At 68.3% G+C, this 26,894-nt stretch carries 16 protein-coding genes; 11 read left to right on the top strand and 5 right to left on the bottom strand.

The features are described 5' to 3' along the window. Nucleotides 1–22: 22 nt before the first annotated feature. Both dapA and M3M27_RS09075 read left to right on the top strand, forming a co-directional pair. On the top strand, nucleotides 23–931 hold the full coding sequence (gene dapA, locus M3M27_RS09070; RefSeq protein ID WP_434027838.1) for a 4-hydroxy-tetrahydrodipicolinate synthase: 909 nt from the start codon (nucleotides 23–25) through the stop codon (nucleotides 929–931). 16 nt (nucleotides 932–947) lie between these two features. After that, nucleotides 948–1,475, top strand: a complete 528-nt coding sequence (locus M3M27_RS09075) for a hypothetical protein (RefSeq protein ID WP_434027839.1) — start codon at nucleotides 948–950, stop codon at nucleotides 1,473–1,475. Nucleotides 1,476–1,568: 93 nt separating this feature from the next. On the opposite strand, the gene fdxA is transcribed toward M3M27_RS09075, so the two are convergent. The 5 genes from fdxA to M3M27_RS09100 all read right to left on the bottom strand — a co-directional run bounded on the left by fdxA (nucleotide 1,569) and on the right by M3M27_RS09100 (nucleotide 5,573). Continuing rightward, nucleotides 1,569–1,892: a ferredoxin FdxA gene (gene fdxA, locus M3M27_RS09080; protein WP_140718585.1), complete on the bottom strand. Its 324-nt coding sequence runs from the start codon at nucleotides 1,890–1,892 to the stop codon at nucleotides 1,569–1,571. Nucleotides 1,893–2,018: 126 nt separating this feature from the next. Beyond that, entirely contained in the window at nucleotides 2,019–2,897 is an 879-nt protein-coding gene (locus tag M3M27_RS09085; protein WP_140718584.1) for a 2-dehydro-3-deoxygalactonokinase, read from the bottom strand. Then, the gene (locus M3M27_RS09090) at nucleotides 2,894–3,793 is read right to left on the bottom strand and encodes an SMP-30/gluconolactonase/LRE family protein (RefSeq protein ID WP_434027840.1); all 900 of its coding nucleotides are present in this window, start codon (nucleotides 3,791–3,793) and stop codon (nucleotides 2,894–2,896) included. Before M3M27_RS09090 ends, M3M27_RS09085 begins: the two co-directional genes overlap by 4 nt. An 8-nt stretch (nucleotides 3,794–3,801) precedes the next feature. Next, nucleotides 3,802–4,950, bottom strand: coding sequence for a galactonate dehydratase (dgoD, locus tag M3M27_RS09095; protein ID WP_434027841.1), 1,149 nt, complete (start codon nucleotides 4,948–4,950; stop codon nucleotides 3,802–3,804). Next, the gene (locus tag M3M27_RS09100) at nucleotides 4,947–5,573 is read right to left on the bottom strand and encodes a 2-dehydro-3-deoxy-6-phosphogalactonate aldolase (RefSeq protein WP_140718581.1); all 627 of its coding nucleotides are present in this window, start codon (nucleotides 5,571–5,573) and stop codon (nucleotides 4,947–4,949) included. Before M3M27_RS09100 ends, dgoD begins: the two co-directional genes overlap by 4 nt. A 426-nt stretch (nucleotides 5,574–5,999) precedes the next feature. Here M3M27_RS09100 and M3M27_RS09105 point away from each other — a divergent pair, with 426 nt between their 5' ends. The 9 genes from M3M27_RS09105 to xylB all read left to right on the top strand — a co-directional run bounded on the left by M3M27_RS09105 (nucleotide 6,000) and on the right by xylB (nucleotide 26,882). Continuing rightward, nucleotides 6,000–6,956 carry a LysR family transcriptional regulator gene (locus M3M27_RS09105; RefSeq protein WP_140718580.1) on the top strand — a complete coding sequence of 319 codons (957 nt, stop codon included), beginning with the start codon at nucleotides 6,000–6,002 and terminating at the stop codon, nucleotides 6,954–6,956. A 373-nt stretch (nucleotides 6,957–7,329) separates the two neighbouring features. After that, nucleotides 7,330–10,308, top strand: a complete 2,979-nt coding sequence (locus M3M27_RS09110; RefSeq protein WP_434027842.1) for a TonB-dependent receptor — start codon at nucleotides 7,330–7,332, stop codon at nucleotides 10,306–10,308. A gap of 341 nt (nucleotides 10,309–10,649) precedes the next feature. Then, nucleotides 10,650–13,340: a TonB-dependent receptor gene (locus tag M3M27_RS09115; protein WP_434027843.1), complete on the top strand. Its 2,691-nt coding sequence runs from the start codon at nucleotides 10,650–10,652 to the stop codon at nucleotides 13,338–13,340. Between the two features lie 614 nt (nucleotides 13,341–13,954). Further along, nucleotides 13,955–16,138, top strand: coding sequence for a cellulase (locus tag M3M27_RS09120; RefSeq protein ID WP_434027844.1), 2,184 nt, complete (start codon nucleotides 13,955–13,957; stop codon nucleotides 16,136–16,138). Nucleotides 16,139–16,154: 16 nt separating this feature from the next. After that, nucleotides 16,155–18,077: a sialate O-acetylesterase gene (locus M3M27_RS09125; protein WP_434027845.1), complete on the top strand. Its 1,923-nt coding sequence runs from the start codon at nucleotides 16,155–16,157 to the stop codon at nucleotides 18,075–18,077. 130 nt (nucleotides 18,078–18,207) lie between these two features. Next, nucleotides 18,208–19,902: a DUF5597 domain-containing protein gene (locus M3M27_RS09130; protein ID WP_434027846.1), complete on the top strand. Its 1,695-nt coding sequence runs from the start codon at nucleotides 18,208–18,210 to the stop codon at nucleotides 19,900–19,902. A 47-nt stretch (nucleotides 19,903–19,949) separates the two neighbouring features. Then, a complete protein-coding gene (locus tag M3M27_RS09135) occupies nucleotides 19,950–22,826 on the top strand; it encodes a TIM-barrel domain-containing protein (protein WP_434027847.1) in 2,877 nt (958 codons plus the stop codon). 250 nt (nucleotides 22,827–23,076) lie between these two features. Then, nucleotides 23,077–25,392, top strand: coding sequence for a glycoside hydrolase family 95 protein (locus M3M27_RS09140; protein ID WP_434027989.1), 2,316 nt, complete (start codon nucleotides 23,077–23,079; stop codon nucleotides 25,390–25,392). Beyond that, a complete protein-coding gene (gene xylB / locus M3M27_RS09145; RefSeq protein WP_434027848.1) occupies nucleotides 25,389–26,882 on the top strand; it encodes a xylulokinase in 1,494 nt (497 codons plus the stop codon). Before M3M27_RS09140 ends, xylB begins: the two co-directional genes overlap by 4 nt. The last annotated feature ends 12 nt before the right edge of the window (nucleotides 26,883–26,894 follow it).

Below are 26,894 nucleotides of genomic sequence, written 5' to 3' on the forward strand. Positions count from 1 at the left end.
CACGCACAGAGCCGTTTCCATCTTGTCACTTTCCGGCATCATCACCGCGCTGGCGACCCCCTTCGGTCCCGATGGCGCTCTCGATCTGGACGCCTGGCATCGCCTGCTCGACCAGCAACTGGATGCGGGCATCCAAGGCGTGGTCGTGGCCGGTTCCACCGGCGAGGCGGCCACCCTGTCCGACGACGAATACGACCTGGTCCTGCGCGCGGCGGTCGCCCGCGTGGCCGGGCGCGTGCCGGTGCTGGCCGGTACCGGCCTGTCCGGGACCGCCAAGACCGTGGCGCAGACCCGCCGCGCGGCCGCCAACGGCGCCGAGTACGCGCTGGTGGTGACGCCGCCGTACGTGCGCCCCACCCAGGAAGGACTGAAAGCGCACTACCTGGCCGTCGCCGAGAACGGCGGCCTGCCGGTGGTGCTGTACAACGTGCCGGGCCGCACCGGGTGCGACCTGCTGCCGGAAACGGTGGCGACCCTGGCCGGGCACCCGAACATCGTCGGCATCAAGGAAGCGCGCGCCGAGCCGGAGCGCATGCAGGCGCTGCTGGCGTTGCGCAGCGAGAGCTTCGCGGTGCTCAGCGGCGACGACGGCACGGCCGCGCGCGCCATGCTCGCCGGCGGCGACGGCCTGATCTCGGTCGGTTCCAACGCGCTCCCGGGCGCCTACCGCCGCCTGTGCGACCTGGCGCGCGCGGGCGATCGCGCCGCGGCCGAGGCCTGGGACGCGCGCCTGCGCGAGTTCCATGAGTTCTGCGGCATCGAATCGAACCCGATCCCGGTCAAGGCGTTGCTGCAGCGGGCCGGGATCGGCCATGGCCTGCGGCTGCCGTTGCTGCCGCTGTCCGAGCCGCACCATGCGGCCGCCGACCGCCTGGCCGCGCAGGCCAGGGCGTTGGAAGAACTTTCCAGCCGCGAACGCCTCGCGGCCTGACCCAGGAGATTTACCGATGCGTCATACCGTTTCCTCCGTCCGCGTGCTGTCGCTCGCGTTGCTGGCGACCGCCGCCGTCGCTGCCACGAGTGGCTGCAGCTGGTTCAAGAAGGGGGCCCGCGGCGACTATGCGCTGCCGGCCGAGCAGCGCCCGCTCGAAGTGCCGCCGGACCTGAACGTGCCCGACACGTCCGGCGCGATGAAGGTGCCGGCGCTGGCCTCGGCGGTGCAGGGGCAGGCCGCGTCTTCGCAGCCGGCCGCCGCCAGCAACAACAGCGGTTTCATCGTCAGCGGCAGCAAGGACGCCGTGTTCGGCCAGGTCGGCGACGCGCTCGGCCAGATCGAGGGCGTGACCATCGCCAGCCGCGCGCAGATGCTGGGTTCGTTCGACGTGAGCTACGAAGGCAGCAACTTCCTGGTGCGCGTCACCACGGTCGATGCCGGGAGCTATGTCTCGGCGGTCGATCCGCGCGGGCTGCCGGCCACGGCCGAGGCGCCGGTCAAGCTGATCGCGGCATTGAAGGCCAAGCTCGGCGGCAACTGAGCCGCTCGCGAGAGCGTACGAAAACGGGCGCCGATGGCGCCCGTTTTCGTTTGCTGGAAGAGGACTTGCCGGTTACCGGCCGCCCTCGCGCGCTCAGCGCTCCAGCAGCGACAGCTTGCCCGGCTTGCCGTCCCAGTCGGCGGCATCGGGCATCGGTTCCTTGCGTACGGTCAGCACCGGCCAGGCCTTGGCCAGCTCCGCATTGAGGGCGACGAAGTTCTCCTGGCCCGCCGGGACGTCGTCTTCCGGGTAGATCGCGTTCGCCGGGCACTCCGGCTCGCACAACGTGCAATCGATGCACTCGTCGGGGTCGATCACCAGGAAGTTGGGGCCTTCATGGAAGCAATCGACGGGGCATACCTCGACGCAGTCGGTGTATTTGCACTTGATGCAGTTTTCGGTGACAACAAAAGGCATGAGGAGGTCCAGCGTTAAGCCGGGCAATTCTAGAACAGTCGGGCGGGCCAGGTGCGGATGGTTCTCAACGCCGGCACGAGGTTTCCCGGCCGGCGCCCGGCACGATGGCGCCCTCCCGGCGGGAGGTCACAGGCCCCGTTGGCGCGCCAGCAGGTGCAGGCCGGTGGCGGCGAGGTCTTCGCCATGGCGCATGGAGCCCACGCCCAGAAGGCCCAGGGCGCGTGCGTAGCGCTGGGCCAGGCCCGAGCCGCCGACCAGGTGCACCACGTCGCCGATCGGCTGGCGGTCGCGGATTTCGTGGCCGATCAGGATGCCGGACAGGTAGGACGCCAGCGCGTTGGAGGGCAGGCGCTCGAACAGGCCCAGCGTGCGCGTGCCGAACAGGTGATGGCCGAGCCCGCCCGGCTCGCCGCTGCGCGCCACGCCCCGTTCGAAGGCGTCCTCGTGCAGGTCGTCGCCATCGCCGTCCATCAGCTTGCCCAGGATGCTGTGCCGGCGCAGCAGTGCGTAGAGTTCGCCGGTCATGGTCGTGGCGAAGTCGACCAGCCGGCCGCCCTCGACGCGCGCCCACTTGCAGTGCGTGCCGGGCAGGCAGACGGTGTGCCGGCCGGGGCCGAGCGTAGGCAGCAGGCCGACGATCTGGGTTTCCTCGCCACGCATCACGTCGGGTACGCCGCTGCGTTCGCGGGTGGCGACGCCGGGCACGAACCATAGGTGGCGGCCGGGCAGGCTGGCATCCTCGTGCCGTTGCATCGCCGCCGCCAAGGCCGGCGTGTCGGCCGGGCAGGGCAGGTACGGCAGTTCGATCCAGCCGTTGCGGCTGCCGATCATGCCGCACAGCAGGAGATCGCCTGGCCATCCGTCGATCTGCCCGCGCAACACCTCGGCGAAACGGCCGGCGCTGGCGAGGATGCCCTGGTCGCTGCGGCGCGCGTCGACGACCTGCCCCTGTGCGTCGAGGCGGTAGGCGCGCAGGCTGCTGGTACCCCAGTCGACGGCGATCATGCGAGGGCGATCCGGCTTTCGGGAAGACCGGCCGTGCCGGGGCTGCATTCGAACAGGCTGCCGGAGGAGGGCGTATCCGCCAGTTCGGACGGGGTGTGGTCCAGCCGGGAACTGATCACGTACAGGCGGTCCAGCGCGCTGCCGCCGAAGGCGCTGCAGGTCGGGTGCTTGACCGGCATCCGGACGATGCGGTCGACGCTTCCGTCCGGGCGGTAGCGCACCACGCGCCAGGCGCGCCACTGCGCGTTCCAGACGAAGCCTTCGGCGTCGACGATGGAGCCGTCGGGTTCGGCATCGCCCAGGTCGAGCGTGGCGAACACGCGCGGGTTGGCCGCATGCGCGGCGTCCGGGTCGTAGTCGCAGCAGAGGATCTGCGGACGCACCGAGTCGCAGTAGTACATCGTGCGGCCGTCCGGGCTGAAGCAGATCGAGTTGGGGATCGATACGCCGCCGAGCGGCAGCCGGCGCAGGCCGTGGCGCAGCGAGAACTGGTAGAACGCGCCGCGCCCGGCCTTCTCGGCATGCTCGTCCATGGTGCCGAACACGAAATTGCCATGGCGATCGGCGCGGCCGTCGTTGCTGCGGGTATGCGGGTCGCCGGGCTCGACATCGGCCAGGTGCCGCAGCGGCAATTCGCCGGCCGGCGCGCCCGGATCGGTCAGGGCGATCGATTTGGCCATGACCACCAGCAGGCGGCCGTCCTCGAGCAGGCCGAGGCAGCCAGGGCGGTCGGGCAGGGTCCACTGCAGGGTCCGCGCGCTGCCCGGGTCGTGGCGCCAGATCCGCTTCCCGCTGATGTCGACCCAGAACAGCGCCTGCCGGCGCTCGCACCAGATCACGCCTTCGCCATGGGTACAACGGCTGTCGACCGCCAGGGTCGCCACGATCGGTTCCACGCGGTCACCTACCATTCGGCGATGCTGCCGTCGGCATGGCGCCATACCGGGTTGTGCCAGTCGGGCGGGTTTTCGTTCGCACGCTTGAGCATCTCTTCGTCGATCTCCACGCCCAGGCCGGGCTTGGGCAGCGCGGCGATACTGCCGGCGGTGCACTGGAAATCTTCCTTGTTGAGGACGTAGTCCAGCAAGTCGGCGCCTTCGTTGTAGTGGATGCCGATGCTCTGCTCCTGCAGCACCGCGTTGTGCGAGACGAAATCCACGTGCAGGCAGGCGGCGAGCGCGATCGGGCCGAGCGGGCAGTGGGGCGCGAAACCGACGTCGTAGGCATCGGCCATCGCGGCGATCTTGACGCACTCGGTGATGCCGCCGGCGTGCGAGAGGTCCGGCTGCAGCATCGCGATGCCGCCGCCCTGCAGGACGTGCTTGAACTCGAAGCGCGAGTACATGCGCTCGCCGGCCGCGAGTGGGATCGAGGTGCTCGCCGCCAGGCGCGGATAGTGTTCGGCCTGTTCGGCGAGCACGGGTTCTTCGACGAACAGCGGCTTGTAGGGCTCCAGTTCGCGCAGCAGCACCTTGGCCATGGCCGGGCCGACGCGGCCGTGGAAGTCGATGCCGAAGTCCACGCCGTCGCCGAGCGCGTCGCGGATGCCGGCGATCTTGGCCACGGCGGCATCGACCGCGCGCGGGGTGTCGATCAGCTTCATCTCCTCGGTGCCGTTGAGCTTGAAGGTGTCGTAGCCCAGTTCGCGATAGGCCTGCATCTGCGCGACGATGTCGGCCGGGCGGTCGCCGCCGACCCAGCGGTAGGTCTTCATGCTGTCGCGCACCAGGCCGCCGAGCAGTTCGTAGACCGGCACGCCCAGCAGCTTGCCCTTGATGTCCCACAGCGCCTGGTCGATGCCGGCGATCGCGCTCATCAGGATCGCGCCGCCGCGGTAGAAGCCGCCCCGGTAGAGGGTCTGCCACAGGTCGTTGATGCGGCGCGGGTCCTTGCCGACCAGGTAATGGGACAGCTCGTGCACGGCGGCCTCGACGCTGCGCGAGCGTCCTTCGATGACCGGCTCGCCCCAGCCGGTGATGCCTTCGTCGGTCTCCATTTTCAGGAACAGCCAACGCGGGGCGGCGTGATAGGTGGTGAGGCGGGTGATCTTCATCCCTGGGCTTCCTGGTAGGCCTGCACGAACGCGCGTGCCTGCGACTGGGTGGTTTCGAGAGGTTGTGCGGGCCGGTACAGCTCGCCGCCGATGCCGGCGCCGGCCGCGCCCTGGGCGAGGAAATCGGCGAGATTGGCAGGCGTAACGCCGCCGACGACGTAGACCGGCACGCTCGCCGGCAGCACCGAGCGCAGCGCACGCACGTGGCCGCCGCCGTAGGTCGCGGCCGGGAACAGCTTGAGCAGTTGCGCGCCGGCGTCGATCGCGTCGAACGCCTCGCTGGCGGTGGCGAAGCCGGCCAGCACGACCAATCCGCGCGAGACCGCGTGGCGGATCAGCGCGGGGCGCGTGTTGGGGGTGACGATGAAGCGCGCGCCGATGTCGGCCAGCGCGTCCACGTCTTCGTTGCGCAGCACGGTACCGCCGCCGATCCAGGCGCGGTCGCCGTATTCGCGTTGCGCCAGCGCGATGCTCTCCGCCCAGCGCGGCGAATTGAGCGGGATCTCGATCGCGTCGAAGCCGGCCTCGACCAGCGCACCGACGTGCGCGGAGGTCTCCTCCGGCGTGATGCCGCGCAGGATCGCGACCAGGGGCAGCTTGAAGGAGGCTGAGGCAGGGGTCATGGCATCACTCGCGGTGGAACGGGGGAACGGTCGCCATCGACCAGGACGTCGATGGCGCTCGGAAGGGCTTCGGCGCTGGCGATGGCCCGGCGGGCGGCCATGCGACGGCAATGCCGGCGCCATCGGCGGCGCCGGTCACGTGGGCGGGCTTGCCGGCCAGCCGATCGCTCACGCGTGGACACCACGCGCAAGGCGCCGGCGACCCGATGACGGTCGAAGGGTTGGCGTCATGTCACTCCTCCTGATGTTCCTGGAAACCGGTCCGCCGAGGGCGGCTAAGGTTCCGCATTCATTCTCCTGCCGCAGAAAGGAGTGGGGCTCCAGCATCGGCGATGATTAGCCTCGCGCGGGCGAGATATGTGCTGCAAATGAATTTTTCGTCATATTCTATTCCCCTCGTGAATACACCAACGCAGCGAGTCCCCAATGGCAAGTCCCGGTACGCCCTGGTTCAATGCTTCCCGTCTGAAGACCCGTCAGTTGTTGCTGTTGCTGCACCTGTATGAACAGCGCTCCGTGCTGCGCGCGGCAGAAGCCGCCAGCATGACCCAGCCCGCGGCGTCCAAGCTGCTGGCCGAGATGGAGGACATGCTCGGGGTGAAGTTGTTCGAGCGCCATGCCCGCGGCGTCGAGCCCACTTGGTACGGGCAAGTGTTGATCCGGCGCGCGCGCGCCGCGATGTCCGAGATCGGCCGCGCCCAGGAGGAGATCGCCGCGCTCAAGAGCGGGCGGATGGGCCAGGCTTCGATCGGGACCGTGGTCAATCCCGGCAGCAACCTGGTGCCGCAGGCCATCGCCGAGGTGAAGCGCGAGTACCCGGACATCCTGGTGCGCGTGGAGATGGACTACAGCCGCCCGTTGGTGGCCAAGCTGCTGGACGGCCAGCTCGACATCGTGATCGGCCGCATCCTGGGCCCGGAAGGCGCCGGCGAACTGGAGTTCGAGCCGCTGGCGGACGAGCCGCATTCGGTCGTGGCCCGCGCCGGCCATCCGCTGGCGAACCGCAGCGGCCTGCAGCACGCCGACCTGCTGCGCTACGGCTGGATCCTGCCGCCCGCCGACAGCATCTTGCGGACGCGCCTGGACTCGATGTTCCTGGAGCACGGGCTGCACGCGCCGGGCAACACCATCGAGACGTCCTCGCTGCCGGTCACGACCAACCTGCTGCGCGGCAGCGACCTGCTGACCGCATTGCCGGCGGACGCGGTCGCGCCGCTGGTCCAGGCCAAGATGCTGACGATCCTGCCGATCGAGCTGGGGGTGCGCATGGAATCGTTCGGCATCATCCGCCGCCGCGACTACATCCTCCCACCCGGCGCGGAACGCATCCTCCAGGCATTGCGGACCACCGCCCGCCGGCTCTATCCGGAACCGAGGGCGTAGGCGGGTGGCGATGCCGTCGCGCTCGAGCTTGTTGCATGGCGCAACGCCGATCTGCGAAGGGCGGGGACGGCCGCGATTTGTCGCGAGTACCTTCCTCGATAAACGCGATCCAGGAAGTGGTCGTAAACGTTTTCCTTATCGATTTATGTCGGGGGATTTCGAAAACGTATATGTGTTGCAGTTTTTTTTATTGGTGTAGATGACAGCGCTGCCCGTAGGTTTGTAGCGGGCAGCGCCGGAGCGACGTGACGTCGGGTGTGGGCCCCAACAGAGATGTGCTGCACGCGGCAGAGGGGCAGCACGGCAAGGCAGGTCGTTTGCTTGCCTGTTGACAAAAACTCGTGGTTTCGTCGTTTCCTGGGAGGGAGTTGCGATGTCGATACATGCAAGCCGTACGTCGGCGGGGACGGGCGTGCGCCCGCGTCATGCTTGTCTGTCGCAGCGCACGCTGCTGGCAGCGGCGATCGCCATGCAGTTGGCGATGCCAGCATTCGCGCAGCAGGCCGGGGCGCAGGATGATGCCGGTGGCGGGAAGAAGGGCGAGGCGGTCAATCTGGACACGGTCGAAGTGCGCGGCGTGCGCGCCAGCCTGATCAAGTCACAGGTGATAAAGCGCGACGCGGCGCAGATCGTCGACTCGGTGAGCGCCGAGGACATCGGCGCGCTGCCTGATCGCTCGGTGACCGAGACGCTGCAGCGCGTGAGTGGTGTGACCATCGACCATTTCATGGCGCGCAACGACCCGGACCACTTCTCGGCCGAAGGCAGTGGAGTGATGATCCGCGGCATGACCCAGGTGCGCGGCGAACTGAACGGCCGAGATATCTTCAGCGCCAACAGTGGGCGCGGGCTGAGCTTTGAGGACGTGCCGGCCGAATTGATGGCTGGCGTGGACGTGTACAAGAACCCGTCGGCGGAGATCATCGAGGGTGGCCTTGGCGGCACCGTCAACCTGCGCACGTACAAGCCGTTCGACTTCCCCGGCCGGAAGGTCGCCGGCACGGTCGACGTGAACTATGGCGACATGAGCAAGGAGAAGAAGCCGTCCGGCTCGTTCCTGTTCAGCGACCGCTGGAACACCGGCATCGGCGAGGTCGGGGCGATGATCGACCTGGCCTACTCGGAACTGGCCACCGAAAGCGACGGCATCCAGGTGGAACCGTTCTACCGCTTCAAGCGCGGCGACGGCCAGGCGAACACGGATGCGGTGCTGGCCGGTTCCGGGCTCGACAGCGTCTACGTGCCCGGTGGCGTGAACTGGCGCCGGCTGGACTTCGAACGCAAGCGCCAGGGCATCGCAGCGGCTTTCCAGTGGCGGCCGAACGAGGATACCGAGTTCTACCTGCAGTACCTGCGGTCCAAGTACGACATGAACTGGACCGAGCATGCGTCGTTCTTCAACGACTATACCCCCGACCTGCGCCCGGCGACCGGCACCACCTATACCTACGACGCGAACGGCGTGTTCGTGAGCGGCAACCCGGTGTCCACCTCGTGGCGTGGGGAGGGCGGCGTCACGGACGGGCGACTGCCCGAGAGCGAGGCCGTCAAGTTCGTCGACGACACCCGCTACGCAACACAGAAGACCGTCACTCAGGATATCTCGGCAGGCTTCAAGCGCTATCTCACCGAGAACGACACGGTGCAGTTCGACGCGCAATTGGTGCAGTCCAAGAGCGACCAGCTCGACTTCACCGTGGCGCAGAGTATCTACCTGCCCTCGATCAATTTCGACCTGAGCGGGAAGTACCCGCAGGTGGACATCGCCAACACGGACTTCACCGCGAACCGGGACAATTACTACTGGTTCTGGGCGATGGACCACCTGGCCAACAACAAAGGCCGCGAACTCGCGCTTCGCCTGGACTTCGAACACCAGTTCGACAGCGCTTGGCTGAGGACCCTCCGCTTTGGCGTGCGCAGCACCGACCGTTCCCAGACGAACCGCAGCTCGGCCTATAACTGGCAAGCCATCAGCGAGACCTGGGCGGCCATCCCCAATGCCGACGGCACCACCAGCCTGGCCTGGCTGGACCAGTACATGACCGACCAGTCCTCGCTCTACAACTTCTCCGGCTTCTTCAATGGGAAAGTCTCGATTCCGACCAACATGTGGTTCCCGAACGTTGGCATGGTGAAGGACTACAGCGGAGCCGCAGCGCTGATCAAGCCGATCGTGGATGCGCGCGGTTCTGGATGGACGCCGGTCCAGTACCTGATCGGCGACGTCAACCGGCAGCACGAGCGTACCCAGGCGGCCTACGGCGTCCTGTATTTCGGCAACGACGAGACGCGGTTCCCTATCGATGGCAACGTCGGCGTCCGCGTCGTGCAGACCCGGGGCGAGGCCGACGGCTGGTGGCAGCTGCCCAATGTGGCGGGCACCAGTGCGAGCGAGCAATGGCAGCAACGCTACCAGGGCCAGTACTTCGAAAACGACGGCAACAATCGCTACACGGACGTGCTGCCGAGTCTCAACCTGCGCGTCAAGTTCACGGACAGCCTGCAGTGGCGCTTCGCCGCTTCCAAGGCGATCGCCCGTCCCAGCTTCGACGACCTGAAGGCCTACCTGCGGCTTGCGGTGACCACCGACCAGGAGACCGGCGAGATCCTCACGCGGACAGGTGACGGCTCCAATCCGCTGTTGGATCCCATGCGCGCGACCCAGTTCGATACCGCCCTGGAGTGGTACTTCGACGATACCGACATGCTGTACGTAACGGCGTTCTACAAGGACGTGAAGAACTACATCGCGCGCGAGGTGCGCACCGAGGTCTATGACGACGCCGAATGGCAGGTCACGCGTCCGTACAACATGGACAACGGGAAGATCAAGGGTGTCGAGTTCGGTTATACCCAGTTCTTCGACTCGTTGCCGGGATGGCTGAGCGGCTTCGGTGTCAGCGGCAACTATACCTACATCGATAGCGAGGGTTCGCCGCTGAAATTGGTCACCCCGGTGACCAAGGCGCCGGTCGATGTGATGACAACCCTGCCGCTCGAGGGCCTGTCGAAGAACAGCTACAACGCGGCCCTGATCTACGAGAAATACCGGTTGTCGGCTCGGCTGGCATACAACTGGCGTTCCCGGTACCTGTTGACCACCAGCGATGCGGCCACGGGGCTTCCGACCTGGTCGGACGACTTCGGCCAACTCGATGCGTCCGTGTTCTATGGCATCACCAAGAACATCCAGATCGGCCTCCAGGCCAACAACCTGACCGATACCGTCACCAAGGTGCTGATGGGACCGTCCGGTTATGCCGACGGCGAGATCGACAAGCGTCTTTATACGCGTGGCTGGTTCGTCAACGATCGCCGTTATTCGTTGGTGCTGCGCGCCAACTGGTAGGACCTCCGCTTGGTATGGTTTCCGAAGGCCCGCCTTCCGGCGGGCCTTCGTTTTGGGGCAGAGAACGGACGCGGACTCCATGCCTATCCATACGTGCAGTGATCGTTCAGATATGCAATATGCTGATATTTGTCCGTAAATATTTCATTGGTCCGGCCTGAAAACGGCTTCTATGCTCCCCGCCGACCCGTGACGGAAAGCCTCCGGCATTCCTCTTGCGCATTCAGGGTGCCCGCAACGGGCGCCTGCTCAGGCAGCGGTCATCACTACAACGAGGCAGGGCCGCCGCTGGCGTGACCGCTGCCGAAGATCAATACACATGCATCCTGGGAGGGAGTTCCATGTCAGCACATCATGGCCGTGTTCCGGCCGGCCGCCTCGTGGCTTCGCGGTCCATCCGTGAAGTCCGCCGTTCGATCATGGCGGCCAGCATCGCCGCGTTCCTGAGCGCGAACGCCTATGCGCAGGAAGCTCCCGGGCAGGACGCCACCCAGTTGGATACCGTGCGGGTGACCGGCACGCGCTCCAGCGTCACCAAGGCGCAGCTGGTCAAGCAGAACGCCGAGCAGATCGTCGACTCGATCGTCGCCGAGGACATCGGCAAGCTGCCGGACAACAACGTCGCCGAGGCGCTGCAGCGCATCTCCGGCATCCAGATCTCGCGCAACTACGGCGAAGGCAGCTCGATCGCGATCCGCGGCCTGACCCAGGTGCGCACCGAACTCAACGGCCGCGACATCTTCACCGCCAACGACGGCCGCGGGCTGAGCTTCGAGGACGTGTCGGCCGAGCTGCTGGCCGGCGTGAACGTCTACAAGAACCCGTCGGCCGACATGATCGAGGGCGGCCTGGGCGGCACGGTCGACCTGCGCACGCGGCTGCCGTTCGACTACGACGGCCGCAAGATCGCCGGCAGCGTGCAGTACAACCACTACGACCTGGCCGACGACAGCAAGCCGGCGTTCTCCGGCATGTACAGCGACCGCTGGCAGACCGGCATCGGCGAGATCGGCCTGCTGGTGAACTACTCGCAGCAGACCAGTCCGTTCCGCCAGGACACCATTTCGGTCGAACCGTGGTACACGCAGACCGACCTGCCGGGCTACGAAGGCCAGGAAATCTCGGTGCCGCACGGTGCGGGCATCAACACCACGGTGGGCGAGCGCAAGCGCAAGACCGGCGCGTTCGCGCTGCAGTGGCGCCCCAACGACGACGTGGAAGTCACCGCGCAGGTGCTGCGCTCGGACTACGACTTCCGCTGGCACGATTACTCGTTCTTCGCCTATAGCGGCCAGGACGCGATGAAGGGCTACGACGACATCGTGGTCAACGACCGCAACGAGTTCGTCAGCGGCACTTTCCGGGATACGCCGGCCGATTCCAACACCAGCCTGACCACGCGCCACTCGGTGACCACCGACTACTCGCTGGGCGCGAAATGGACGGTGAATCCCAGCCTGACCCTGAGCACCGACCTGCAGTACGTCGATGCGACCACCAAGGGCACGCGCTACATCCTGGGCACCGGCATGACGGCGGTGCCGTTCTACACCATCGATTTCAGCGGCGACCTGCCGCGCCTGTCGGTGACCGATGCCAGCGGCGGCGCGGGCTACCTGACCGATCCGGCCAACTACACCGGCTGGAAGTTCCACCTGGACAACAAGGACGACAACAAGGGCACCGAGTTCGCCTGGCGCGCCGACATGGACCTGGCGTTCGACGGCGATTTCGCGCGCAGCTTCAAGGCGGGCGTGCGTTATACGGACCGCGACGCCGAGAACAAGGGCAATGTGTGGCGCTGGATGGCGCTGGGCGTCCCGTTCTCGCAGTACCCGGACGTGCAGCTGGTGGCCAACCCGATCACCGATTTCTTCCGCGGCGATTCGCTGGCGTTCGGGCCGACGCTTTCCGCCTCCGACGATGCGGTCAACAACTACGAACAGACGCTGGCGGCGTTCGGGGCCTCGCCGCTAGTGTTCGCGCCCAACAACATCAACAGCCAGAACGAGAAGACCTACGCGGCCTACGGCGTGCTGCGGTTCGGTACCGACGGGGACATCCCCTTCGACGGCAACATCGGCGTGCGCATCGTCCGTACCGAGGTGAACTCGCAGGGCGTGCGCACCGCCACGGATGCGGAAGGCGGCGGCCTGCTGCCGGTCGACGTCAAGCAGACCTACACCGACGTGTTGCCGAGCCTGAACCTGCGTTGGATGCTGACCGACCAGCTGCAATGGCGCTTCGCGGCCTCGCGCGGCATCTCGCGCCCGGGCTTCGACAAGATGAACCCGAACCTGAGCCTGAGCGCTTCGGATACGGGGGGCGGCGTGACCCGGCGCACGGGATCGGCCGGCAATCCCGACCTGGAACCGATGAAGGCCGACCAGTTCGATACTGCGCTGGAGTGGTATTTCGGCAAGGGTTCGATGATGTACGGCACGCTCTTCTACAAGAAGGTGAAGGGCTTCATCGCCGATGCCGTATTCGAGGAAGTCTACGGTGGCCAGACTTGGGAGATCACCCGCCCGGTCAACGGCGACGAGGGCACGATCAAGGGCGTCGAGGTCGGCTACACGCAGTTCTTCGACTTCCTGCCGGGCTGGCTGAGCCACTTCGGCCTGCAGACGAACTACACCTACGTGGATTCGAAATCGCCCAGCCCGACCGCCACCGATACCAACGGCCAGGCCCTGACGGTACCGCTGCAGGGGCTGTCCAAGAACAGCTACAACGTCATCCTCAGCTACGAAGTGCCGAAGTTCCAGGCGCGCGTGGCGTACAACTGGCGCAGCGACTGGCTGGTGACGACGGCGGGCAACGGCACCGGCAACCTGCCGGTCTACAACAAGGGCTTCGGCCAACTGGACGCGTCGTTGCGCTACAACATCAACGACGTCTGGTCGGTTTCGCTCGATGGCGTGAACCTGCTCGATACCCGCAACGAGAGCTACCTGGGCTTCGAATCGCGCTACCGCGATTTCGTGATCAACGACCGTCGCTACGGCCTGACCGTCCGCGCCAGCTTCTGATCCGCGACATCGCGTTGTTCCAGCCCGGCTCGCCCCGCGCGCCGGGCTTTTCTCGTGTCGTGGACATCGCCATCGGTGCGAACGGGGCGGCGATTCGGCACGGGATCGCTCGGCGATCGTTCGCGACCGTAGGGGAGACCCTGCGATTCGGCGGGAAACCAGGCTTTCAGCGGCGTCCGGCGCGAGATTCCGCACGTGGAAAGCCTATTCCCGAGGCTGATAGCTCGGCGTCATTTTTCTATTGGCCGGAAATGGGACAAGGGCCCTATGCTCGGATTTTTGCAGGCGCCGGCCTGATGACCGGGCGCGCGCCGCGCGGGAGGCAGGTACGTTCGAACGAGCGCACCTGGGCGTCGGTGGCTGGTGCCTGCGTATGCAGTACATGTGTCCTGGGAGGGAATCATGTCGAAGCAGCATATCCACGCTCCGCGTTCGCGGAATGTGACCGTTCCCACGTGCCGCCGGAGGGCCGCGACGTGGCAGCGATGATCAACGGGATGGCCTCGCAGTGCAGGTCGTCCCAGAAACGCGCCGTAGGAAGTGCGTCTCCGGTCCGGCACGCCGAGCAGGCGGCCGGGCCGGTGTTTTTTCTTCGCCGCGCAGGCGGCCGGGCCATGGCCCTGCTGCTGGCCTGCGCGGCACTGCTGGCTCCGGCCATCGCCTCTGCATCGGCCGCTTCGACCGCGTATGCCTGGCGCAACGTCGCGGTGGGCGCGGGCGGCTTCGTCAGCGGCGTGCTGTTCCATCCGCGCGAGCGCGGCCTGGCGTATGCCCGCACCGACATCGGTGGCGCCTACCGCTGGGACGCCGCCGCCAAGCGTTGGGTGCCGCTGCTGGATTGGCTGCCGCACGACGATGCCAACCTGATGGGCGTCGAGAGCCTGGCGGTGGATCCGTCCGATCCGGAGCGGCTGTACCTGGCCGTGGGCACGTACCTGAAGCGGGGCAATGGCGCGATCCTGCGCTCGTCGGACCGCGGCCGCACCTTCCAGCGCGCCGACCTGCCGTTTCCGCTCGGCGGCAACGAGATGGGCCGGGGCAACGGCGAACGCCTGGCGGTGGACCCGAACGACGGCCGCGTGCTGTTCTTCGGCTCGCGCGGGGCCGGGCTGTGGCGCAGCGGCGATGGCGGCGCGAGCTGGAAGAAGGTGGAGGCGTTCCCGGCGGTCGCCACCGCGCCCGAGTCCGGCACGCAGACCCGTTGGGCGGGCCTGCAGCCGGTCGGCATCGTCTCGGTGCTGTTCGATCCGGCCAGCGGGCGTCCGGGGAAGGCCACGCCCACGCTCTATGCCGCGGTGTCCACGCGCGGGACCAGTCTCTACGTCTCGCACGACGGCGGCGTCCGCTGGGCGCCGGTGAAGGGCCAGCCGAGCGGATTGCGCCCGACCCGGATGGCATTGGCGTCCGACGGCGAGCTGTACATCGCCTACGGCGACGAGCCCGGCCCGAACGTGATGAACGACGGCGCCCTGTGGCGCTACTCGCCCGCGGGCGGCGCCTGGCGCGACATCAGTCCCGTGCCGCAGTCCAGCGACCTGCAGCACGACGGCTTCGGCTGGGGCGCGGTGGCGGTGGACCCGGCCAACCCGAAGGTATTGATCGCCTCGACGTTCTGCCGCTACCAGCCGCACGAGGAAATCTTCCGCAGCGTCGACGGCGGCGAACACTGGACGCCGATCCTCGGCGGCTCGCAGTTCGACCACAGCGTGGTGCCATGGACGGAGCAGGCGTTCCCGCACTGGATCGCCTCGCTGGCGATCGATCCGTTCGATCCGGATCGCGCGCTGTTCGTCACCGGTTACGGTCTGTGGGCTTCGCGCAACCTGACCGAGGCCGGCCGCGCGCCGGTGCGCTGGGGGTTCGACGACGATGGCCTGGAAGAGACCGCCGCGCTCGCCCTGGCAAGCCCGTCCGAGGGCGCGCACCTGATCAGTGGCGTGGGCGACATCGACGGCTTCCGCCACGACGACCTGGACAAGTACACCTTGCAGTTCGGCGGTCCGCGGCTGACCAACACCGAAGCGATGGCATGGGCCGGGCAGGCGCCGCAGGTACTGGTGCGCGCGGGGCGCATCCGCCATCACGAGGGCGAGGTGCGGGCGCTGTATTCGCAGGACGGCGCCCGCAGCTGGAAGGCGTTCGCCAGCGAGCCGCCGCAGGGCGAGGGCGCCGGCCGCATCACCGTCGGCGCCGATGGCAAGCGTGTGATCTGGACGCCGAGCAAATCCGATACCGCCTGGGTCACCGCCGACTTCGGCCAACGTTGGCAGGCGGCGAAGGGACTGCCGAACAACGCGGTGGTCGAGGCCGATCGTTTCGATGCGGGCACTTACTACGGTTTCGATCCTGCCAGCGGGAAGCTCTATCGCAGCGGCAACGGTGGCGTCGAGTTCAAGGAGGTCGCTGCCGGCCTCGGCGAGCCAGGCCCGTGGTATCGCGCGGAGCTGCGGCCTTCGCTGACCGATCCGGCGACGGTCTACATCGCGGCGGGCCAGCATGGCCTGCGACGCTGGTCCGCACGTGGGCCGGAGCGCTTGCCGGGCGTGGAGAACGCGATGTCGCTGGGGCTGGGCGCGCCCAGGCCGGGGAGCAAGGCGCCGACGCTGTTCCTGTATGGCCAGGTGGGCGGCGTCACCGGGCTGTTCCGTTCGGACGACGACGGCAAGCGCTGGACCCGCATCGACGACGATGCCCACCGCTATGGCGGCATGCGCCTGGTCACCGGCGATCCGCGACTGTATGGACGTGTCTACTTCGCCGCGGAAGGGCGCGGCGTGATTTACGGCGATCCGCGCTGAATTTCGAGGAGATCAGATGAACGTGCGTCTCACCTTCGCATCCCTCGCGCTGGCGCTCGCCGGCGCGAACGGTGCCGCTTCCGCACAGCCGCAGCTGCCGCTGCTGTTCGCCGACGGCGCAGTGCTGCAGCGCGACCAGCCGATGCCGGTATGGGGCTGGGCGACGCCGGGGGCGAAGATCCGCGTGGCGTTCGACGGCCGCCGCGCCGAAGCGACCGCCAACGCGCAGGGCGAGTGGAAGGCGGTGCTGCCCGCGCATCGCGCCGGCGGGCCGTACGTGCTGTCCGTCGAGGGTGATGGTGGTGCGTTGCAGGTGCGCGACGTGCTGGTCGGCGACGTATGGCTGGCCAGCGGCCAATCGAACATGGAATGGACGCTGGCGCAGGCGCGCGACGGCGCGCGGGAAGTGGCCAACGCCCGCGATCCGCAGTTGCGCCATTTCAAGGTGCCCAAGTCCTGGGCCGAGTCGCCGCAGCCGCGCCTGCAAGGGGGCGAGTGGAAGGCGGCCACGCCGGAGAACGCCGGCGCCTTCACCGCCGTGGGCTATTTCTTCGCGCGCGAGCTGCGCAAGAGCACCGGCGTGCCGATCGGCATCGTCAACAGTACCTGGGGCGGCAGCGCGATCGAGGCCTGGATGGACGCAGCCTCGCAAGGCCTGGATGCAGCGCAGGCCGCCGCGCGCCTCGCCGAGGTCCGCAGCAAGGACGAGCAGCAGATGGCGGCGACCCGCAAGCGCGTGGCGCGCTGGCCGCAGGCCGACGACGAAGGCGACGGCTGGGCCGCGGCCGATCTCGACGACGGCGACTGGGACAGCATCCCGGTGCCGGGATTGTGGGAGCAGGGCGGTTATCCGGGCATGGACGGCATCGCCTGGTACCGCACCACGTTCACCTTGAGCGCCGCCGAGGCGAAGGCCGGCATCACGCTCGGCATCGCGGCGGTCGACGACACCGACTTCACCTACGTCAACGGCCAGCAGGTCGGCCATACCGAGAACCGCTACGGCGATCCCCGGGCCTATGCCGTGCCGGCGGCGGCGCTGCGCGCGGGCGTCAACCACGTCGCGATCAAGGTGGTCGATACCGGCGGCGGCGGCGGTATCCACGGCGATGCCTCGGCGCTGTACGTGCAGCCGCGGGACGGAGCGCGGCGGCCGATCGACGGCGCGTGGAAGTTCCGCCCGGCCAAGGTCACGATCGCGGCCCAGGACGACAAGAACCAGGTGCCGACGCTGCTGTACAACGCGATGATCCATCCGCTGCAGCCGTTCCCGGTCAGGGGCGTGATCTGGTACCAGGGCGAGAGCAACGCCTACGAGGGCGGCGCATTGCGCTATCGCGACCAGTTCGCGGCGATGATCCGGCAGTGGCGCACCGAGCGCGGCCAGCCGAAGTTGCCGTTCCTGTGGGTGCAGCTGGCCAACTGGAAGGCCGGTTCGGACAAGGGCGACCTCAGCCCGTGGGCGCAGCTGCGCGAGTCGCAGTCCAAGACCCTGGCGCTGCCGGCGACCGGGCAGGCGGTGATCATCGACGTCGGCACGCCCGACGACATCCATCCGACCAACAAGCAGGACGTCGGCCATCGCCTGGCCTTGGCGGCGCGCCATGTCGCCTATGGCGAGTCGCTGGTGTACAGCGCGCCGGTGTTCGAGCGCGCCGAGTTCGCCGGCGGCCAGGCCCAGGTGCGCTTCAAGGCGATGGGCAGCGCCCTGGCGGTGCGCGGCGGCGGCACGGACGTGCACGGCTTTGCCCTGGCCGGCGCCGACCGGAAGTTCCATCCGGCGCGGGCGCGCATCGAGGGCGACCGCGTCGTGGTGCGCAGCGACGCGGTGTCCGCTCCGGTCGCGGTGCGCTACGCCTGGAGCGAGAACCCGGTCGATGCCGACCTGGTCAATCGCGAGCAACTGCCGGTGTCGCCCTTCCGGAGCGACGAATGGTGAGCACCGCGAGCTCCGTCCGGAACGTTTCCCGCGCGTGCCGGGGGAACCCGGCGCCTCCGTGCCTCACGGCACCAGGTCTCCGCCAGTGCGGGGACGACGACTCATCGAACAACTCAGGAGCCGCCTGTCCATGACGAACTTCCATTCTTCCCGCGCCCGCCTGTTGCTCGGCGTGGCCTGCACGCTCGCGCTGGCGGCCTGCCAGCGCACGGAATCGCCAAGCGCGGCCGCAGCCGGCGCACGAGCACCGGACAGGCAGGCGGCGTCCGCCGACCCGGCCAGGCAGGCGCCGATCCCGCAGTTCGTCAGCAAGGACGGCAAGCACGCGCTGCTGGTCGACGGCGCGCCGTTCCTGATCCTCGGCGCGCAGGTCAACAACTCCAGCAACTACCCCGCGACGCTGGAGCAGGTCTGGCCGGCGATCAAGGCGATGGGCCCCAACACGGTGCAGGTGCCGATCGCGTGGGAGCAGGTCGAGCCGGAGGAGGGCAAGTTCGACTTCTCGTTCGTCGACACGCTGCTGGAGCAGGCGCGCGCGAACGACGTCCGGCTGGTGCTGCTGTGGTTCGGTACCTGGAAGAACAACGGCCCGAACTACACCCCGCGCTGGGTCAAGACCGACAACAAGCGCTTCCCGCGCGTGGTGACCCAGGACGGCCGCACCCTCGGCTCGCTCTCGCCGCACGCGCCGGCCACGCTGGAGGCCGACCGCAAGGCGTTCGTCGAGTTCATGAAGCACCTCAAGCAGGCCGATCCGCAGCGCACCGTGATCATGGTGCAGCCCGAGAACGAGGCCGGCACCTACGGCAGCGTGCGCGACTTCTCGCCGATGGCGCAGCAGCTGTTCGAGGGCCAGGTGCCGGAAGAGCTGTTGAAGAAGCTCGGCAAGCAGCCGGGCACCTGGGCGCAGGTGTTCGGCAAGGACGCGGACGAATTCTTCCATGCCTGGTCGATCGCGCGCTTCATCGACCAGGTCGCCGAGGCGGGTAAGGCGGTCTATCCGCTGCCGATGTACGTCAACGCCGCGTTGCGCGGGCCGTTCAACCCCGGCCAGCCGGGGCAGTACGCCAGCGGCGGGCCGACCGACAACGTGCTGGACGTCTGGAAGGCCGCCGGACCGCATATCGACCTGCTGGCGCCGGACATCTACATGCCCGAGTACACCATGTACACCACGGTGCTGGACCGTTACGCGCGCCCGGACAACGCCCTGTTCGTGGCCGAGACCGGCAACCGCACCGAGTACGCCCGCTACCTGTTCCCGGCGCTGGGCCACGACGGCATCGGCTGGTCGGCGTTCGGCATCGACTACACGCGCTATTCCAACTATCCGCTCGGCGCCAAGCAGGTGAACGAGGAGACGCTGGCGCCGTTCGCGCTGAACTACAAGCTGGTGGGCCTGGGCATGCGCCAGTTCGCCAAGGCCGCGTCCGAGGGCAAGCTGCACGGCGTGGCCGAGCAACCGGGCGTGGCGGTGCAGGAAATCCCGCTCAACGAGCGTTGGGCCGCGACCGTGACCTACGGGGTGCCGCAGTTCTGGTTCCAGGGCGAGCCGCCGGGCAACCCCGAGCCGATCGGCGGTGCGCTGATCGCGGAGCTGGCACCGGACGAGTTCCTCGTCACCGCCGTGCACGCCCGCGTGACCCTGCATCCGGCGAGCGAGGCGACCGCCAACATGGTCTACGACCGCGTCGAGGAAGGTTTCTACGACAAGGCCGGGCAGTGGCAGTTCCAGCGCAACTGGAACGGCGACCAGACCGACTACGGCGTGAATTTCTCGAGCGCCCCGCAGCTGCTCAAGATCAAGCTCGCCACCTATCAATGATCCAGGCGCCCCAGAGCGTCCAGACCGCAACACAAAAGGGAGAGAACATGCGCAAGTCCACCCACGCGGCCACAGGCCTGCAACCCACGCCACTGGCACGCAGCCTGGCGTTCTCGTTGATGCTGCTGGCCGGCGCGGCCGGCGCCCAGGAAGTGAGGAAGGCCGCCGACGGCGTCACCGTCGTGCCCAGCGCCAAGGGCGCCTCGCCGGTGCGGCTGCAGGTCGTGGATGCCGGCATCATCCGCGTGAGCGCCGACCAGGACGGCGATTTCCAGCGTTCGCCCAGCCTGATGCGCGTGCCGGTGCAGGGCGACACGGGCTTCACCCTGGACCAGCAGGGCGACGCGGTGACGCTGAAGACCGCCAAGGTCACCGCGACCGTCTCCACCACGGACGGCCACGTCAGCTTCGCCGACGCCAGCGGCAAGCCGGTGCTGTCCGAAGTGGCGGGCGGCCGCAGCTTCGCGCCGATCACCGTCGATGGCACCCAGCGCCTGCTGAGCACGCGCCAGCGCTTCGTCTCGCCCGATGGCGAGGCGATCTACGGTTTCGGCCAGCACCAGCAGGGCTGGATGAACCAGAAAGGCCGCAACGTCGAGCTGCTGCAGAGCAATATCGACATGGCGGTGCCGTTCCTGGTGTCCAGCCGCAACTACGGCATCCTGTGGGACAACAACTCGATCACCCGCCTGGGCGATCCGCGCGGCCTGCAACCGCTCGACAAGTCGCTCAAGCTGTACGACGCCAAGGGCAAGCCGGGCGCGTTGACCGCCACTTACTCGGTGGACGGCAAGGTCGTGGCGACGCGCCGCGAGAGCGAGGTCAACTACCAGTACATCAAGGACCTGGCCAAGTACCCGCAGAACGCGAAGACCAAGAACGGCCGCATGCAGGCCAGCTGGGAGGGCCAGATCGAGGCGCTCAGCGCCGGCGAGCACACCTTCTCGCTGTACGGCAGCGAGTACCTCAAGCTCTACGTCGACGGCAAGCCGGTGATCGATCGCTGGCGCCAGAACTGGAACCCGTGGCACCACGAGTTCGCGCTGCAGATGAAGCCCGGCGAGCGCCACACCGTCAAGATCGAGTGGGACCTGATCGACCCGAGCTACATCGCGCTGCTGCACCGCGACCCGCTGCCGGCCGCCGAGGCCAAGGACCTCTCGCTGTGGTCCGAAGCGGGGCAGATGATCGACTACTACTACGTCGCCGGCGACAACGCCGACCAGGTGATCGCCGGCTACCGCAAGCTCACCGGCAAGGCGGTGCTGCTGCCGAAGTGGTCCTATGGCTTCTGGCAGAGCCGCGAGCGCTACAAGAGCCAGCAGGAGATGGAGGACGTGGTCGCCGAGTACCGCAAGCGCGGCCTGCCGCTGGACAACATCGTGCTGGACTGGTCGTACTGGCCGGTCGATGCCTGGGGCTCGCACGACTTCGACAAGCAGTTTTTCCCGGATCCGGACGGGATGGTCAAGTATTTCCATGACCATCACACCAACCTGATGATCTCGATCTGGCCGAAGTTCTATCCGAACACCGAGAACTACAAGGAACTCGCCGCCAAGGGCTACATGTTCACCAAGAACGTCGAGGCCGGCGAGCTCGACTGGATCGGCAAGGGCTACCTCAACGCGTTCTACGATCCGTTCGCCACCGAGGCGCAGAAGATCTACTGGCGCCAGATCAACGAGAAGCTCAACAGCAAGGGCATCGACGCGTGGTGGATGGACGCCGACGAGCCGGACATCCATTCCAACCTGGACATCGCCACCCGTAAGGAGCGGCTGACGCCGAACGCGCTGGGCAGTTCCACCGAGTACTTCAACGCCTATCCGTTGCCGCATACCCACGGCGTCTACGAGGGCGACCGCGCCGCCGACGGCAAGCGCGTGTTCATCCTCTCCCGCAAGGGCTACGCCGGGACCCAGCGCAACGCCGTGGCGGTATGGAGCGGCGACATCGTCTCGCGCTGGGACGACCTGCGCGACCAGATCTCGGCCGGCGTGAACATCTCCATGTCGGGCCTGCCGAACTGGACCTTCGACATCGGCGGTTTCTCGGTCGAGAAGCGCTACGAGAACCAGGACCCGGCGCACCTGCCGGAATGGCGCGAGCTCAACACGCGCTGGTTCCAGTTCGGCGCGTTCGTGCCGCTGTTCCGCTCGCACGGCCAGTTCCCGTACCGCGAGATCTGGAACATCGCGCCGGAGGGCACGCCGTACTACGCCTCGCTGGCCTATTACGACAAGCTGCGCTACACGCTGATCCCGTACATCTACACGCTGGCGGCGGATACGTACTTCAAGGACGGCGTGATCATGCGCGGCCTGCCGATGGACTTCCCGCACGATCCGAAGGTAGCCGACCTGAACGACCAGTACCTGTTCGGACCGGCGTTCCTGGTCGCGCCGGTGACCAGGTTCGGCGCGACCTCGCGTCCGGTCTACCTGCCGGCCGGCACCAGCTGGATCGACTTCGCCACCGGCAAGCGCTACCAGGGCGGGCAGACCATCCAGGCCGATGCGCCGATCGAGCGCATGCCGCTGTTCGTGCGCGCCGGTTCGATCGTGCCCACCACCACCGTGCAGCAGTACGTGGACGAGAAGCCGGACGCGCCGCTGACCGTGGTCGTCTACACCGGCGCCGACGGCCAGTTCTCGCTGTACGAGGACCAGGGCAAGGACTACGGCTACGAGAAGGGCGAATACAGCCGCATCCCGTTGAGCTGGGACCAGGCCAAGGGCGTGCTGAGCATCGGCCAGCGCGAAGGCAGCTGGCCGGGCATGCCGGCCAAGCGCACGATCAACGTCCGGTTCGTGGACGGTCCGCGCGAGGATGCCGGGGCGCTGGAACCGAAGGTGGACGCGACCGTGCAGTACGCCGGCAAGCCGCTGACCGTGGCGTTCAAGGGCGGCCAGGCGAAGTGATGCCTTCGATGCCGTTGCCGGCCAAGGACCGTCGTCCCCGCGCAGGCGGGGACCCGGCGGCTTTTGCGTCGCTGGCCGGAATGCCTGCGCGAAGGATGCCGGGTGGTCCAGGGCCATCGGCCCGGGCGGATGCTCGGGAAAACCTGCCGGGCATGGATTCCCTCCCACGACGAGCGTTGGCCTGATGAGCGTCGAACTGACTCGCCGCGAGCTGTGCAAGGCCCTGGGCGCCGGCGGTCTCGCGGCCGGCATGACGATGCGTGCCGGAAGCGTGGCGGCGGCGCCGGAACCGGCCGAGCTGCCGCCGGTTGCCCCGCAGGGCGCGCTGGCGCTCTGGTATCCCGAGCCCGCCAAGGAGTGGGTGGAGGCATTGCCGGTCGGCAACGGCCGGCTGGCGGCGATGGTCTGGGGCGGCATCGGGCACGAACGCCTGCAGCTCAACGAGGACACGCTCTATGCCGGCGGCCCATACGACGCGACCAGTCCCGACGCGTTGGCGGCGCTGCCGCAGGTGCGCGAGCTGATCTTCGCAGGCCGCTATGCAGAGGCCGAGAAGCTCGCCGACGAGAAGCTGCTGTCGCGCCCGCACAAGCAGATGCCGTACCAGCCGCTGGCCGACCTGCTGCTGGATTTCGACCGCGCCGACGGGATCGGCGACTACCGGCGCGAGCTCGACCTGGACAGCGCCCTGGCGATCACCACCTTCAGTTCGGGCGGCGCCAGGCACCGGCGCGAGGTGTTCGTATCGCCGGTGGACCAATGCATCGTGGTGCGGCTCTCGTGCGAGCAGCCGGGCGGGGTGTCGCTGCGCATCGGCATCGACAGTCCGCAGGCCGGCGACATCGCGGCCGATCGAGAGGGCCTGCTGTTCAGCGGCAGGAACGCGGGCTTCGCCGGCATCGAGGGCAAGCTGCGCTTTGCCCTGCGCGTGCTGCCGCGGGCCAAGGGCGGCACGGTGCGCGTCCTGCGCGACCGCATCCACGTCCAGAACGCCGACGAGGTCGTGCTGCTGTTGGCCGCGGCCACCAGCTACCGTCGCTACGACGACGTCGGCGGCGATCCGCTCGCGGCGACCGCGCAAGCGTTGCGGAACGTAGCCGGGTACGACTATCCGGCGCTGTTGCGGCGGCACCTGGCCGAACATCGGCGGCTGTTCCGCCGCGTCGCCATCGACCTCGGCACGAGCGAGGCGGCGGCGCTGCCGACCGACGAGCGCGTGCGCCGTTTCGCCCAGGGCGACGACCCCGCGCTCGCCGCGCTCTACCACCAGTACGGCCGCTACCTGCTGATCTGCAGTTCGCGGCCCGGCAGCCAGCCGGCCAACCTGCAGGGCGTCTGGAACGACCTGATGGCGCCGCCGTGGGAGAGCAAGTACACCATCAACATCAATACCGAGATGAACTACTGGCCGTCCGAGCCGAACGCGCTGCACGAGTGCGTCGAGCCGCTGGAAGCCATGCTGTTCGATCTCGCGCAGACCGGCGCGCGCGCCGCCAGGGCGATGTACGGCGCGCCGGGCTGGGTGGTGCACAACAACACCGACCTGTGGCGCCAGGCCGGGCCGATCGACGGCTCCAAGTGGAGCCTGTGGCCGATGGGCGGCGTGTGGCTGCTGCAGCAGTTGTGGGACCGCTGGGACTACGGCCGCGACCGCGCCTGCCTGGAAAGGATCTATCCGCTGTTCAAGGGCGCGGCCGAGTTCTTCGTCGCCACGCTGCAGCGCGATCCGGCCACCGGCGCGCTGGTGACCAACCCGTCGATGTCGCCCGAGAACCAGCATCCGTTCGGTGCGGCCGTCTGCGCCGGTCCGGCGATGGATGCGCAACTGTTGCGCGACCTGTTCGCGCAGTGCATCGCGATGGGCAAGCTGCTGGGCGTGGACGAGGCCTTCGGCGCGCAGTTGGCGCAACTGCGCGCGCAGCTGCCGCCGCACCGGATCGGCAAGGCCGGCCAGTTGCAGGAGTGGCAGCAGGACTGGGACATGGAGGCGCCGGAGATCCACCATCGCCACGTCTCGCACCTGTACGCGCTGCACCCGTCCAGCCAGATCAACGTGCGCGACACGCCCGGGCTGGCCGCCGCGGCGAAGCGCTCGCTGGAGATCCGCGGCGACAACGCCACCGGCTGGGGCATCGGCTGGCGGCTGAACCTGTGGGCGCGGCTGCGCGACGGCGAGCACGCCCATCGCATCCTGCAATTGCTGCTGTCGCCGGACCGCACGTATCCGAACCTGTTCGACGCGCACCCGCCGTTCCAGATCGACGGCAATTTCGGCGGCACCGCCGGCATCACCGAGATGCTGGTGCAGAGCTGGGGCGGGACGGTGTTCCTGCTGCCGGCCCTGCCCAAGGCGTGGCCGAGCGGGCGCCTGCGCGGCGTGCGCGTGCGCGGGGCGGCGACGCTGGACCTGACCTGGGAGCAGGGCCGGCTGTCGAATGCGGTGCTGCACAGTGACAAGGGCGGGCGCTACGAGATTTCCTATGCGGATCAGGTCCTGGCATTCGGGCTCGGCGCCGGACGCACGCAGCAGGTGGGCTTCAAGAACGGTCGATTGGTGAAGCAATGAGTCTTTATGTAGGTCTGGACGTAGGCACGCAGAGCGTGAAGCTGGTGGCCTACGATCCCGAGGCGGGGGAGGTGGTGTCCACGCAGTCGTCGGCGCTGGCGCTGACGAGCGCGGAGGACGGCACGCGCGAGCAGGAAGCGGCGTGGTGGATCGAGGGGATCGTGGCGTGCTTTGCCGGGTTGCCGGCCGGGCAGCGGGCGCGGGTGCGCGGGATCGCGGTGTCGGGCCAGCAGCACGGGTTCGTGCCGGTGGCGGCGGACGGGACGGTGACCGCGCCGGTGAAGCTGTGGTGCGACACCAGCACGCAGGCGCAGGTGGAGGCGCTGATGGCGGCGGTGGGCGGGGTGCCGGGGGCGGTGGCCGCGGCCGGCAACCCGATCCTGGCCGGCTACACGGCCTCCAAGCTGCCGTGGACCCGGGTCCACCGGCCCGCGGCGTACGCGGCGATGGCCACGGTGATGCTGCCGCACGACTACGTGAACTTCTGGCTGACCGGCGAGCGCTTCATGGAAGCCGGCGACGCCTCGGGCACCGGCTGGCTGGACGTGCGCACGCGCACCTGGTCCGAGCCGATGCTGCGGGCGATCGACCCGGAGCGGGACCTGCGCGCGGCGTTGCCGCCGCTGGTGGAGCCGGGCACGAGCTTCGCGCTGTCGTCGGCGGCGGCGCAGGCGCTGGGCCTGCCGGCGGGGGTGCGGGTGACCACCGGCGGTGGGGACAACATGATGGCGGCGATCGGTACCGGCAACGTGGTGCCGGGGCGGCTGACCATGAGCCTGGGCACCTCCGGCACGCTGTTCGCGCATGCCGAGCGGCCGGTGGTGGACGCGGCGGCGCGCTGGGCGGCGTTCTGCGACTCCACCGGCGGCTGGCTGCCGCTGATCTGCACGATGAACTGCACGGTGGCGACCGAGGCGGCGATGCGGCTGGGCGGTCTGGACCGGGCGCAGGCCGAGGCGGCGGTGGCCGGCACGGCCCCGGGCGCGGACGGGCTGGCGATGCTGCCGTTCTTCAACGGCGAGCGCACCCCGGACCTGCCGGCCGCGCGCGGGATGCTGTTCGGCATGGAGCCGCACAACACCACGCCGGCGCACGTGTACCGGGCGGCGATGGAAGGAGCGACCTACAGCCTGCGCAACGGCTATGACGCCTTCGTCGAGGCCGGGCTGCGCTTCGACACGGTGCTGCTGACCGGCGGCGGCTCCAAGAGCGCGCAGTGGCGGCAGATGGTGGCCGACGTGTTCGGGCTGCCGGTGCGGGTGCCGAGCCAACCGGAGGGTGCGGCCTTCGGGGCGGCGCTGCAGGCGCTGTGGGCGTGCGCGGGCGGCGGTGCGACGCTGGCGGAGGTGGTGCTGGCGCACCTGCGGTTCGACGAGGCCCTGGCGGCCACGCCCGATCCGGGCCGCACGGCGGCCTATGCGCAGGGCTACCGGAGCTTCCAGCGCTACCTGCAGGCGGTGACGCCGCTGTACCGCGGTGCGGTCTCATGAGTGCCGCGGGAG

The organism is Xanthomonas boreopolis (assembly GCF_046529185.1).
Taxonomy (GTDB): Bacteria; Pseudomonadota; Gammaproteobacteria; order Xanthomonadales; family Xanthomonadaceae; genus Pseudomonas_S; species Pseudomonas_S boreopolis.